This is a genomic window from Corynebacterium sp. 045007, from assembly GCF_040743205.1.
In the GTDB taxonomy this organism is placed as follows: Bacteria; Actinomycetota; Actinomycetes; order Mycobacteriales; family Mycobacteriaceae; genus Corynebacterium; species Corynebacterium jeikeium_D.
In genome coordinates, this window is the sequence record NZ_JBFLKW010000011.1 from 70,949 (window position 1) to 83,976 (window position 13,028).

The 13,028-nt window shown below is 57.4% G+C and carries 8 protein-coding genes; 2 read left to right on the plus strand and 6 right to left on the minus strand.

The features are described from left to right. Positions 1–200: 200 nt before the first annotated feature. The 6 genes from AB1Z34_RS07110 to AB1Z34_RS07135 all read right to left on the minus strand — a co-directional run bounded on the left by AB1Z34_RS07110 (position 201) and on the right by AB1Z34_RS07135 (position 9,035). On the minus strand, positions 201–980 hold the full coding sequence (locus tag AB1Z34_RS07110) for a DUF4191 domain-containing protein (RefSeq protein WP_005511046.1): 780 nt from the start codon (positions 978–980) through the stop codon (positions 201–203). A 93-nt stretch (positions 981–1,073) separates the two neighbouring features. Further along, positions 1,074–2,132: a lipoyl synthase gene (gene lipA / locus AB1Z34_RS07115; protein WP_049192902.1), complete on the minus strand. Its 1,059-nt coding sequence runs from the start codon at positions 2,130–2,132 to the stop codon at positions 1,074–1,076. 9 nt (positions 2,133–2,141) lie between these two features. Beyond that, positions 2,142–2,945 (minus strand): lipoyl(octanoyl) transferase LipB, encoded by an 804-nt coding sequence (gene lipB / locus AB1Z34_RS07120; RefSeq protein ID WP_070595629.1) that lies wholly within the window; start codon positions 2,943–2,945, stop codon positions 2,142–2,144. 152 nt (positions 2,946–3,097) lie between these two features. Next, entirely contained in the window at positions 3,098–4,723 is a 1,626-nt protein-coding gene (locus tag AB1Z34_RS07125) for an inorganic phosphate transporter (RefSeq protein ID WP_070595628.1), read from the minus strand. 569 nt (positions 4,724–5,292) lie between these two features. Beyond that, positions 5,293–7,323 (minus strand): 2-oxoglutarate dehydrogenase, E2 component, dihydrolipoamide succinyltransferase, encoded by a 2,031-nt coding sequence (gene sucB, locus AB1Z34_RS07130; protein WP_070595627.1) that lies wholly within the window; start codon positions 7,321–7,323, stop codon positions 5,293–5,295. A 173-nt stretch (positions 7,324–7,496) separates the two neighbouring features. Continuing rightward, positions 7,497–9,035, minus strand: coding sequence for a leucyl aminopeptidase (locus AB1Z34_RS07135; protein ID WP_083304413.1), 1,539 nt, complete (start codon positions 9,033–9,035; stop codon positions 7,497–7,499). A 222-nt stretch (positions 9,036–9,257) separates the two neighbouring features. On the opposite strand from AB1Z34_RS07135, the gene AB1Z34_RS07140 reads away from it, so the two are divergent. Together AB1Z34_RS07140 and AB1Z34_RS07145 are read left to right on the plus strand one after the other, a co-directional pair. After that, positions 9,258–10,373, plus strand: coding sequence for a branched-chain amino acid aminotransferase (locus AB1Z34_RS07140; RefSeq protein ID WP_070595626.1), 1,116 nt, complete (start codon positions 9,258–9,260; stop codon positions 10,371–10,373). A 489-nt stretch (positions 10,374–10,862) separates the two neighbouring features. Beyond that, positions 10,863–12,740 (plus strand): VWA domain-containing protein, encoded by a 1,878-nt coding sequence (locus AB1Z34_RS07145; RefSeq protein WP_367158124.1) that lies wholly within the window; start codon positions 10,863–10,865, stop codon positions 12,738–12,740. Positions 12,741–13,028: the final 288 nt, after the last annotated feature.

The following is a 13,028-nucleotide window of genomic DNA, read 5'->3' on the forward strand; positions in this document are numbered from 1 at the left end:
TGCTGACAGCGTGATAAGTGAGAGCAATCACTTCAACAAGACATCAATAACTGTGTGTGAAGACATGGCTTTAGGCATCGTTTTAAAGCTTTAAAGCACAAAAAAAGGGGGCCCGAAAGCCCCTTTTTTCTGCTTCAACCTAGATTGCCCCTCGGTGGGTTGCCCGAGCAACCGACCCTGGTGAAACCTAGCTAAAACCTCTAGTGCTTCTTGCCGCGATTGGCGGCACGGCGCGCACGACGGTTCATGCCGGCCTGTGGGTTAGCGCCCTTCGGCATTGGACCCTTGGGCATGTTCGCGCGCGCATCGCGAATACGGTCCATCGACTGGATGCGCTCATTCAGAGCGTTAGCCTGATCCTTATTCAGGTTGCGCGGCAAACGCATGAGTTCGCGCTGCAGCTTCTTCGGCGGGACCTGGCCCTCGTCGCTACCAGCAATCATGTCGTAAATCGGAGCTTCGCCCGCAATGCGTGCCAGCGACTTCTTTTCACGAGCAATCATCTGCTTGACGCGGTTCGGATCACCTTCACCGACCAGCACAACACCGGCGTTACCAATAACACGGTGAACAGCATCCATGTGCTGATTAGCGACAACACCGGTCTTGACGTGCCAGACATAGCCAACGCCCTGACGCATATTGTCCAGCGTCCACGCCGCAGCGCCGGCCTGGCCTTCCGCCTCTGTGTAGAAGGACGCCTCAAGACGCTTAGAGAAGATGTACATCGCGACCATAAAGCCGATCGAGATACCAATAATCGTCAGAACCCAGGGCCAGACTCCACCAATGAGCAGACCAAGCAGTAACAGCAGGATAATTGGACCGAAGAAGCCCAGCGCCATGTAAGGCACGAGCTTGTTGTCCCGCGAGCGCTGCAGCTTAAACGCCTGCCACATCTGGCTACGAGTCTGCTTACGCTGAGCGCGCTTGGCGGCGCGGTTCGCCTTCTTCATTTCTTTCGCATCATTGGTCGCCATAATCACCAACTTTAGGGCATGCGATGTAGTTTTAGGCAATAGACCGCGCCGTAGCGCCGTTTCGCTTTACGACGGCGCTGCGGCCGTCAGCCTCTAGGAAGCCGGAATAGCCGAAGTGACTGGCGTATCCTCCGATGCGCCATAGCGGTCGAGCAGAGTCGAGGCTTCCTGAAGCGCGAGGTTGTTGTCGTTGTCGTCGGCAAGCGCGGACAGATGCGCCGGCAGTTCCTGACCGCGGTGCGCCAGTGCGCGGGCGTAGAGCCGTCCAGCGCGGTAGGAAGAGCGGACCAGCGGGCCGGACATGACGCCGGCAAAGCCCATCTCTTCAGCGGTCTTGGAGAGCTTGACGAACTCCTCCGGCTTAACCCAACGTTCAATTGGATGGTGCAGTGGAGTGGGGCGGAGGTATTGAGTAATCGTCAGAATATCGCAGCCGGCATCGTGCAAATCCTGCATAGCGGAGATGATCTCGTCATAGGTTTCGCCCATGCCCAGGATGAGGTTGGACTTGGTAACCAGTCCAGCTTCGCGAGCGCGAGTGATGAGTTCCAAGGAACGCTCGTAGCGGAATGCGGGGCGGATGCGCTTGAAGATACGAGGCACCGTCTCCACGTTGTGGGCGAAAACCTCAGGCTTGGCATCGAAGACCTGCTGTGCTGCAGATTCGTCGCCACGGAAGTCATCGACAAGGAGCTCGACTCCGGTATTCGGGTTGAGTTCGTGGATCTGGCGGCAGGTCTCAGCGTAGAGCCAGGATGCACCGTCGGGCAGATCGTCGCGGGCGACACCGGTGATAGTGGCGTAACGAAGACCCATCTCGCGGACGGATTCCGCAACACGACGCGGCTCATCCTTATCCAATGGGTCGGGCTTGGCTGAGTTAATCTGGCAGAAGTCGCAGCGGCGGGTGCACTTATCGCCGCCGATGAGGAAGGTGGCCTCGCGGTCTTCCCAACATTCGTGAATGTTCGGGCAGCCAGCCTCCTGACAGACCGTGTGCAAAGAGGCACCCGAGACACGGTTTTTCATGTCCTTGTAGCTGGGGCCCGGACGAACCTGGTTGCGAATCCACCGGGGCTTGTTCTCGATAGGGGTCTCGGCATTTCGTGCCTCGACGCGCAGTAACTTACGTCCTTCTGGCTTAACAGTCACAGTTTCATCCTACTCTTTTGTTGATGAGTACTCGAATATGCCGGTGGTGGAGTTGTGCTTCACCCGGTGTGGCAGGTCCTTCGTGGGGTCGGGCGCGGAGCCGAAGGAATGGTCGGCAACGGTCAAACGGCCTTCCAAAGCATCTTGCAAATCTGCCAGAAGCGGCTCTGTCATCTCTGACACGCTAACATCTCGGTCAAGCTCCCGGGATAGGGTGGTCACTCCAGCATCGGAGATGCCACACGGGATGATGTAGTTGTAGAACTCCATAGAGTTGTCGCAGTTCAGACTGAGTCCGTGCATGGTTACACCATGGGTCACGCGGATTCCCAGTGCCGCAATCTTTCGGTCGCTCAGTCCGTTTGATGCGGGAACCCATACCCCCGAGCGGCCATCGATGCGGCCAGCAGCCGCGATGCCAGCTCGGCGAACGGTTTGAATGAGGGCTTCTTCCAGTCTGCGGACGTAGTCCACCACATCGACCGGCTGAGCGAGCTTGATGATGGGATACATCACAAGCTGGCCCGGGCCGTGCCAGGTGATGCGGCCACCGCGGTCGACATCGACGACCGGCAACCCATTGGTAGGACGGTCCTCCGGCTGGGTGCGCTTTCCTGCTGTGTAAAGACTCGGGTGCTCAAGCACGAGAACCTGATCTGGAATTAGGTCTTTCGCACGCTTGGCAGCAAGGTCTGCCTGTAGGTGCCAGGTCTCTTCGTAGTCGACAAGGCCGAGATGTTGAATCTCGATGTCGGAGCTTGATTCCCGAATGGATTTATCTGCGCGAGTAAAAGGTTTTCTTGGGGCAGTCATGGTGGCCTATAGGATACGCCGAAATTCTGTGAGCCTCAGAATCCTTGTTACTTGGATAGCGCCAGACTTACTTGGATAGCACCAGACGTAAAAATACCCCGGTGGTCACTAGAAAGTGACCGCCGGGGTAAAAGTGGCGTGCTTTTGTGGGCTTAGCCGAAGACGACGCGGAGGATGGAAACGGTAATTGCCGAGATACCTGCAGCGGCCGGAAGGGTAATAACCCAGGCCAAACCAATCGGCTTCATCAGGTTCCAGTTAGCGGCACGGTTAACGATACCGACACCGAGAACGGCACCAATCAGAATGTGGGTGGAAGAAACCGGCAGACCCAGCAGGGAAGCAATCATAACGACCACAGCAGCGGAAAGCTCTGCGGCAAAACCCGATGCTGGGTGGATCTCAGTCAGGCCGGAACCGACGGTCTTGATAACGAAGCGGCCGATAAACCACAGACCGGAGATGAGAGCGACACCCATGGTGGTCATGACTGCCAGCGGAACACCAGACTCGGAAGAGATCTCGTTGGTACGGAGAACATCCAGAATTGCCACGAACGGGCCAAGCGCGTTAGCGATGTCGTTCGAGCCGTGGGAGAAAGCGAACGCAGCAGCGGTGAAGACCTGCATCCAGCTGAACAGCAGGAAGGTGGAACGATCCAAATCCTGACGCTTCAAAGTACGCGCGAAGATGTAAACGGCAAGCCACACTGCGGTGGCGATCATGCCCATAATCAGAAAGTTGTCCAGGCTGGAAAGCCCTAGGTGAAGGTTCTTCAGACCCTTGAACAGCATCATCGCGGAGATGACGATAGAGCCCAGGGCTGCTAGACCCGGAACCCAAGCTTCCAGCGCACGGTGAGCGCGGACATCATCAACCTTGGATTCGATGTGGACGAGCTTGCGGAAGTACTCAGACTCCAGGTCATCCGGAGTCCAGTCGTTGTCACGCATCGTCGTCGCGTCGCGAAGCATCGCGTTGGTGTACGAGATCTGATCGTGCTCAGGGAGCTTTTCGAAGTCGTCGCGGTGCTGCGCCTTGAGGTCCGCCTTTTCCTGGTGGATGGCCTGCAGCTGCTTGGAAGCCTTGTCGTTGTAGACGAGAATCGAGTTCTTAATGCCGCCGAACAGGAGGAACGCGACCAAACCGCCGAGGAGCGGAGAGAGGACCCAGGAAACGGCGATCTGACCAATCTGATTCCACTGGACCATGCTCCAGCCACCCTTGCCGGTGATGAAACCGACCGTCAGTGCGGCACCGACGATACCGCCGACGATGGAGTGGGTAGTGGAGACTGGCCAACCCATGCGGGTGGCAACGAGGAGCCACACTGCCGCGCCGAGAAGCGCGGACATCATGATGAAGGCGAACTCCATCGGGTCCAAACCGTGGATTGCGTTCAGGTCCACAATGCCGGAACGGACGGTGTCAGTAACCTCGCCACCAGCGAGGACGGCGCCCGAAACCTCAAAGACTGAAGCGACAACAAGCGCCTGCTTCATGCTCAGGGTGCCGGCACCGACTGAAGTACCGAAGGAGTTAGCAACGTCGTTACCGCCGATGTTGAACGCCATGAAGACGGCGAACGCGATGGTAATCAGAAGGATTGCCGTATTTGCCTGCGGGCCCACAAAGTCATAAGCCCAGAAGACAAAAATTACGATGTTGATTGCGAGAAGCCCGCCGAAGAAGAGGTGCCACCACTTATCTGAGGAGCTCGATTGCTCAGATGATGTGGTCCCGGTCGACGAACTAGTATTCGCTGGAGCCGAGGACATGCTCCACCTTTCTAAGTTACGTACAGAGAGCAAAAATAGGCACGCCAAAGAAGCCTGCTGTCTAATGATTTCTTAGATTGGTAAAGGCTAATTGCTAACTAGGTGACGGCGAGGTTAACAAATAATGAATTTAATTATCGCTATCTTCAGCTCTCGTCGGTGTAGCTGAAAGCGATAGCCGGAACTGTGTGCGGGGGTGTGTGGTGTTCTCGCATTTCGGCAGGACAAAAAGTATGCGCATTTGCTACTTGCAGCTTTGCTTTCGGTTCGACCCTCCCGCTGTCTGCTAATGGCTTAACGGCGCAATAACAGCACGTTAATTCTTTGTGCCGATGGAGCCTTTGCTAGCTATGTGTGGCTACGTGAAATCTGAGCACTAGCCAAGAATAGGGGGCCTGCGCATTTGAAGGAATCGCTGATTAGGTTCAACTGCGGGACGAATGCGGCAAAAGAAATACCCGCGTCAGCCGCAAAGTGCGACTAACGCGGGCAGGGAAGAGGTAGAACCTCCTGCTAGCAAGCCAGCTAGCTTCCCGCGGCGCTACTACCCCAGGACGGGAGCAAGCTGCTTAGAGCTGCAAATCCGATTCGAAGTTAGCAACCTCGAGGCGATCAACAACGGTCGTCATGAAGCGACCTGCATCAGCGCCGTCGATCAGGCGGTGATCGTAGGTAATTGGCAGGAAGACCATGGCGCGAATACCAATGGCATCTGCCTCATTCTCGGTGACGACTACTGCGCGCTTCTTAATCGCGCCGGTGCCGACCATTGCGGCCTGCGGCGGAACCAGAATCGGAGTGTCGGTCAGAGCGCCCTCGGAGCCGATGTTGGTAATGGTGAAGGTGCCGCCGGACAGGTCGTTCGGGGTCAGCTTGTTGTTGCGAGCGCGGTCTGCGATGTCCGCAATAGCAGCAGCCAGCTCCGGCAGGGACATATCCTGAGCGTTGTGGATGACCGGGGAGAGCAAACCACGCTCGGTATCGACAGCGATACCCAGGTTGACCTGCTCGTGGTAGGTAATCTCCTTGGTCTCTTCGTTCCAGGAAGCGTTGACGTTCGGGTGGCTGACCAGAGCCTCAACGATTGCCTTTGCAAAGAATGGCAGGAAGGTCAGCTTTGCGCCGTGCTTCTTCTCGAACTCAGCCTTCTTAGTAGCGCGCAAATCCCAGATGGCAGTCATATCGGCCTCGTGGACCTGGGTCAGCTGTGCGGAAGTCTGCAGAGACTCGAGGGTCTTGGCAGCGGTAATCTCGCGGATGCGGTTGACACGCTGGGTGGTGCCGCGCAGCTCAGCGAGCTCAGGGCGAACGCCCTTGGTGGACCAGTTGGAGCCGGACTCAGCAGTAGTCTCCTGGCCGCCCTCGGCAGCGCGCAGAACATCCTGCTTACGAATGCGGCCGCCGATTCCAGAGCCCTCGACCTTAGTCAGGTCAACGCCGTGCTTGTCAGCCAGCTTGCGGACCAGCGGGGTGACGTAAGGAACGTCCTTGTTAGCGGAAGGCTTGGATTCAGCCTTCGGAGCCTCAGCCTTCGGAGTCTCCTTCTTCGGCTCTTCCTTCTTTGGCTCCGGCTTGGACTCTGCCTTTGGAGCTTCCTTCTTTGGCTCCGGCTTGGATTCAGCCTTTGGAGCTTCCTTCTTCGGTGCAGCCTTCTTTGGCTGGCCACTGCCAACGCGAGCGATGACCTCGCCGACGTCAACGGTGTCGTCTTCGTCGTAGAGGACCTCGAGCAGGGTGCCTGCGACTGGGGAAGGAATTTCGGTGTCGACCTTGTCGGTGGAAACCTCGAGCAGTGGCTCGTCGACCTCGACGGTGTCGCCGACCTTCTTCAGCCAGGTGGTGATGGTGCCTTCGGTGACGGATTCGCCGAGCTCCGGCATCTCAACGTCAGTAGCGTCGCCAGCGTCAACGTCAGTGGAGTCTTCCTCAGTCTCCTCGTTAGCCTTTACTGGCTCCTCGTCCTTCTCGACTGCGGCAGATGCCTCTTCAGCCTCTTCCTTGGCAGCCGGAGCAGCGTCTGCATCGCCAACGCGAGCGATGACTTCGCCGACGTCAACGGTGTCGTCTTCGTCGTAGAGGACCTCGAGCAGGGTGCCTGCGACTGGGGAAGGAATTTCGGTGTCGACCTTGTCGGTGGAAACCTCGAGCAACGGTTCGTCGACCTCGACGGTGTCGCCGACCTTCTTCAGCCAGGTGGTGATGGTGCCTTCGGTGACGGATTCGCCAAGCTCCGGCATCTCAACGTCAGTAGCGGAACCGGAGGCGGCCTTCGGTGCTTCCTTCTTTGGCTCTTCAGCGTCTTCCTTCGGAGCCTCTTCCTCGGTCTCCTCAGCGGAATCGTCAGCGCCTTCCGGCTCTTCGCCCGGCTCGCCGACCTTTGCGATGACCTCGCCAACATCGACGGTGTCGTCTTCTTCAAAGAGAATCTCGGTGAGAACACCGGCGACCGGAGATGGAATTTCGGTGTCGACCTTGTCGGTGGAAACCTCGAGCAACGGTTCGTCGACCTCGACGGTGTCGCCGACCTTCTTCAGCCAGGTGGTAATGGTGCCTTCGGTAACTGATTCACCGAGCTCCGGCATCTCAATAGAGGTCGCCATGTTTGTGCACTCCTCGAAAAGTTAAGAAATCTCGTTTTAAGACGGTTATTACAAATTAGCTTACAGGTTGAAAACTCTGCTTGCCCCGTGGGCTGCGCCCGCTTTCGACTGGTGCTTGGAATAGCTCATTCCAGCCATGATTCCAGCCGGGCGGGACGCAGTCGGATGACCGGCTACTTCGTTGCCAAATCCTCAATCACAGAGAACATCGTCCGAACCGGAACACCAGTGCCCCGCTTCGGGGTATAACCATACTCCCCGGTGGTGTTGAAGGCCGGACCGGCAACGTCGATGTGAACCCATTCAACATCCTCGCCAACGAATTCGCGCAGGTATGCAGCTGCAACACTCATACCGCCAAAGCGAGAGTTCGTGACATTCCGCAGGTCAGCCACCGGCGACTTCAGCGCCTCTGCTAGCTCAACTGGAATCGGCATTGCCCAACCATTTTCACCAATGCTCTGAGACAGCTCTGCAACACGGTCACGGAACTCGTCGTTACCCAGGACGCCCGGGGTGCGCTCGCCAAGAGCGACCAGCTGCGCACCGGTCAGGGTAGCGGTGTCAATCAGGTGAGTCGGCTTGTCTTCGCAGGCGCGGACAATGGCGTCTGCGAGTACGAGGCGGCCCTCAGCGTCGGTATTCAGAATCTCAATGGTCTTACCGCCGTACTGCGTAATGACATCGCCCGGACGGTACGCCTTACCACCCGGCATGTTCTCCGCCATTGGAACAGTTGCGGTCACTGGGGTGGATACGCCTAGGCGAGCAGCCAGGACGACTGTGGCAATAACAGCCGCAGCGCCGCCCATATCGGAGATCATGTTCTCCATGCTGGCGCCCGGCTTCAGCGAAATACCGCCAGTATCAAAGGTGATGCCCTTACCGACCAGGCCCAGCGAATTCTCTGCCGACTCATCGCCCTTCCAAATCAGGCGCACCAGGCGCGGCCCGCGCGAGGATCCACCACCCACGGCATTGAGGCCTCCGAAACCGCCGGCGCGCAGAGCGTCGTCGTCAAGCACCTCGACCTCGAGCCCCGCGTCACGGCCTAGCGCTGCAGCAGCGTCAGCAAACGTCTCGGGGTAGAGGTGCGACGATGCTGTATTGACGAAGTCACGCGCGGTGGCAACGGCATCCACAATCGCTGCAGCGCGCTTTACGACGTCGTCATCAGCGCCCAACACAACCACCTTCTGGGTGGCCTCGTTGCTTTCTTCGTCGCTCTTCTGACCGGAGTAAGCGTAAGCGCCCAGCGCAAAGCCCTCGGCTGCAGCCTGCGGATCGATGGCGCCGAGAGTGTTAAAGACCACCTTGGCCTTGGTCATACGGCGCGCAGCGGCGCCGCAGGCACGGCGGATGTCCTCGGCATCCAGGTCCTCAGAACCCACGCCAACGCCCGTGACACTGTCGACATCCAGGCCAGCAGGAGCCGGGATGGTGGTCACGGACTCGGCCTTAGCGCTGGCGGAGACTGCCTCAAAGGAGGCGAGCAGCTGCTCTGCAACCGAACCGATGGCCTCGGGTGCGACCAGCTCGAGGCCATCCTCGCCGTCGATAAGCGCGACGAGAACCGCGTCGGCGTCCGCGGGCAGAGAGTTGTCGGCAGCGATGACCACGCGAGTGCCGATAGCCGGCAGGTAATTGGACAAAACAGCGGCGTTGCGAGAGGCGCCGAGCTGTGCCGAATCATTGTTAGCGGGGACTGACATGTAGTTGCATCTCCTTGTAGTCGTACTATGTGGTACACCACCGTATCCCTATTTGCCGGTTCGTGTCCTTCACCCCTGGACAGCGGACTGACGAGCCAGCGCCACGACTATTGGAATGTACCCGCGCCTAGTGCCCGCGACGCTGACATTGCCCTGACTAACACGGTCTTTCGGGGGCGAGTATTGATACGACTCGATCCTCGACGGTTTAGGATGAAAGACATGTCTGCTTTGGAATTTGCAATCGAACGTAACCCGAATCCACTCTCTGATGCCGAGCGCGAGGAGATTTTGGCCAACCCTGGTTTCGGTAAGCACTTCACCGACCACATGGTCCGAATTGACTGGACTGCAGACAAAGGCTGGCATGGCGCCAAGCTGCAGGCATACGGTTCGATTGAAATGCAGCCGTCTTCTTCGGTCCTGCATTACGGGCAGTCGATTTTTGAGGGACTGAAGGCGTATCGCATGCCGGATGGTTCCATTGTTACTTTCCGCCCGGAGCAGAACGCTCGTCGCTTCCAGCGCTCCGCTGACCGCATTGCAATGCCGCAGCTGCCGGAGGAGACCTTCCTCGAGGCAATCCGCCTGCTGGTTGAAGCCGATGCAGCATGGGTGCCGCCAGCTGGTGGCGAAGAATCCCTGTACCTGCGTCCAATCATGTTCTCCACCGAGAGCACCCTGGGCGTGCACCCGTCGAACTCTTACACCTTCCTGCTCATCGCTTCACCTGCTGGCGCGTACTTCTCCGGTGGTATTAACCCGGTGACCGTGTGGATCTCCCACGAGTACGTGCGTGCCGCGCCGGGCGGTACCGGTGCTGCGAAGTTCGCAGGTAACTACGCAGCTTCGCTGGCGGCTCAGCAGCAGGCAGAGGAAAAGGGCTGCGACCAGGTTGTGTGGCTGGACGCTGTCGAGCGCAAGTACATCGAGGAGATGGGCGGCATGAACCTGGCGTTCATCTACCCGGATGAGAATGCTGACGCGGGTGTTCGGCTGGTGACTCCAGAGCTGTCTGGTTCGCTGCTGCCGGGCATTACTCGGGCATCGCTGCTGCAGGCTGCTCAGGATCTGGGCATGAATGTCGAGGAGCGTCGCATTTCCACCGAGGAATGGAAGAATGATGCCACCTCCGGTGTTATGAGCGAGGCATTCGCCTGCGGTACCGCTGCAGTCATCACCCCGGTCGGTTTTGTGAAGTCCGCTGAGGGCGAGTTTGAGGTCAACGGCGGCGAGACGGGCGAGTGGACTATGAAGCTGCGCGAGCGCCTGACCGGTATCCAGCACGGCGAGGTTGAGGATACCCACGGTTGGATTTACAAGCTCGTTGAGGCTTAGTTTCGGCGTAGGTCGGCTAAGAAAAATTTAATAGTGGTTACTAGAATTAGTACTTTCGCAGCCCCTGTTTAGTATTCGCTGGTCAGGGGCTGCGTTTTTGCTTTGCTGGCTCCCCAACGGCTGTGCGATTTTCTCATGGTTCATGAATTGTTCAGACGGCATTTGTTTAGTCGTTAAAAACACCTCTAGCGTGACCGGGGTCACTGTGAAAAACTACCAACACGATTGATTTTTGTAGTTGGGAAAACAGTTTGAGGCGCTGTGATGGTGGTAGTTCAAGACTTTTTTAAAGATAGTTTTTCGTCAAGTAGTTCAAAGCGCCTAAGGGTAACCATCGTTGTCACTCTGTTGTTGGCTGCGTGGACGATTGGGTTTAGTGCGATTCCGGCTCCGGTGGCGGCAGCCCAAGATTCGCCTTCGCCGTCCGGGATGGAACAGCCCGCTCCTACGGGCGAAGGGGGTACGGGCGAAGCAAAAGCAGAGCTAATCATGGATCTGTCTGGTTCGATGCTTGCCGACGACGCCGGAGGCACCCGCCTCGATGCGGCAAAGCGCGCATCCACGGAGCTGATTGACTCCCTCCCGGATGATGCGCTGCTTGGCATGCTGGTTTATGGCCAGCGCGAATCCAGTGATGAATCCAACCGCGAACGTGGTTGCCAGGACATCGAGGTGCTGTCGCCTGTCCAAAAGGTCGACAAAGAAGGCCTGAAGAGCAGGATTGCCGGGTTGGAAGCTCAGGGCTACACGCCGATCGGCAATGCACTGCGTAAGGCGGCTGATGAGCTTGGCCCAGACGGTGAGCGGTCAATTATTTTGGTCTCTGACGGTATCGACACCTGCGCGCCGCCACCGGTGTGTGAGGTTGCGAAGGAACTGGCAGGGCAGGGTGTTGGCCTGACGATTCACACAGTGGGCTTCAAGGTCGATGAAGAAGCTCGCGCTGAGCTGGAGTGTGTTGCGCAGGTATCCGGTGGACAGAGCATGACTGCGGACGATGCTACCCAGCTTGCAGACCACATGAAGTTCTTGACTCAGCGGTCAGTGCAGGGCTACGAAACCACGGGTACTCCTTTCGAGTTCTCCGAGACTAAGGAAGGCGCGAAATGGCTCGGCGAGGGCAAGTACCAGACGACGCTGGTGCCAGAGGTTGCCCAGCACGATCGCACCCCGCTCTACTACCGAATCGCAGTGCCGAAGGGACACAACGCGATTGTTACCTCAAAGGTGTTAGCGAATATCGATGCTGAGGGTAAGGGCCAGCAGGATGTCCGAACTGAAGTTGACGAAATCATCAATGAAACTGGCGGAAAATGCCAGGACGACGGTCGTATGGGGTCGCTGACTGGCGCCGAAGCTAGTGCCGATTCGTGGACTCCAACTTCGGCCGATGCAAGCGTTCTTGCATGGGATAGTGACCGCATCGAATCCAGTTGCGATCAAACCAAGTGGCTCGTCGCAAATAACGTGTGGGTCTATGACGGTGATTCAGTAGCGGACTATCGTGATGAACCGGTGAAGGTCGAGGTTAGCGTCCAGTTTGAGCCAGTCCTGAAGAAGCAGGATGCTGACAAACTAAATGAGGGGCGGTCTTCTTCGACCGGCGACAAAGCCTACAAAAAGGCCACTTTTGGAGAGGCCAAGCCCGTAAACGGTGGCAATAACGCAGCCCAAGCGCCGGGAGTTAAATCTGGGGATACCATCTCTGACACAATCGTGCCCGGTGAACAGAAGTTCTACAAGATCCCTGTCGAGTGGGGTCAGCGACCAGTGATTGCTGCCCGCACTGGAAATTCGGAGCGCGATAATGCCGATTCCATGGGAGTTGCCCTGCTGAATCCGTTCGAGGTTTCCGTTGCGGATGGAACAATGCACTTTTATCAGGATTCCGAGGACCTGAACTTGTCAACAGATCGTCCGGTCGAATACAACAACCGAGAATCTAATGTTGGAGGACGACCTGTAGCCAACGCCGGCTACTACTACGCGACTGTCCGAATGGCTAACTATCGCCCGGATGAAGAGGTCAGTGGCATCGATCAGCCGTTCCAGCTCGCATTCCTCCTGGACAACAAGCCAACTAAGGGGCCTGACTGGCGACCGACTGACAAGAACGGCCCGACTCCATCCGATAAGCCGATTCTGGCCAAGGGAGAGTCGGAACAGGAAACGTCAAAGGACTCGTCAGAAGATGCGTCGAATGAATCTGACTCCTCGGATACGGATTCTCAGGCATCCGCATCCTCGTCGGACATGGAAGATGAGGGCATGAGCCCGTTGGTCATTGGCACCGTTGTAGCAGTGGTCGCCGTGTTTATCGGCATTGCCGGCGCAATCGTCTACCAGAACAAGAAGCGCAAGGAGTAGACAAACCGTAAGATCAGGAAGTTCCTGAGCAGGGGGGGGCAGGGTGGGGAAGGCAGCAAAATTGTGTCCGCTTGGCGTATCGCTGGCGGGCACATTTTTTGCTACTTAGCCGCAAGAACTGACAACTCCAAGAATTATGGGCTGCAGATGTGAAACTGTGTGAGTTTATGACACTTTCAAGCCATTTTTCGGACGGTAGGGTCAGGCGGTCATTGCATCATGGATAACACCAGAGATTACCTCCCGGGGAGTTAACCCGTCGAGCACTACCCGTGGCCGGTTATTCAG

What these genes read in the sequence shown, in the direction of transcription:
- AB1Z34_RS07110 (WP_005511046.1), bottom strand. Translation starts at nt 980, where the DNA reads ATGGCGACCAATGATGCGAAAGAAATGAAGAAGGCGAACCGCGCCGCC.
- lipB (WP_070595629.1), bottom strand. Translation starts at nt 2,945, where the DNA reads ATGACTGCCCCAAGAAAACCTTTTACTCGCGCAGATAAATCCATTCGG.
- AB1Z34_RS07125 (WP_070595628.1), bottom strand. Translation starts at nt 4,723, where the DNA reads ATGTCCTCGGCTCCAGCGAATACTAGTTCGTCGACCGGGACCACATCA.
- sucB (WP_070595627.1), bottom strand. Translation starts at nt 7,323, where the DNA reads ATGGCGACCTCTATTGAGATGCCGGAGCTCGGTGAATCAGTTACCGAA.
- AB1Z34_RS07135 (WP_083304413.1), bottom strand. Translation starts at nt 9,035, where the DNA reads ATGTCAGTCCCCGCTAACAATGATTCGGCACAGCTCGGCGCCTCTCGC.
- AB1Z34_RS07140 (WP_070595626.1), top strand. Translation starts at nt 9,258, where the DNA reads ATGTCTGCTTTGGAATTTGCAATCGAACGTAACCCGAATCCACTCTCT.
- AB1Z34_RS07145 (WP_367158124.1), top strand. Translation starts at nt 10,863, where the DNA reads ATGGATCTGTCTGGTTCGATGCTTGCCGACGACGCCGGAGGCACCCGC.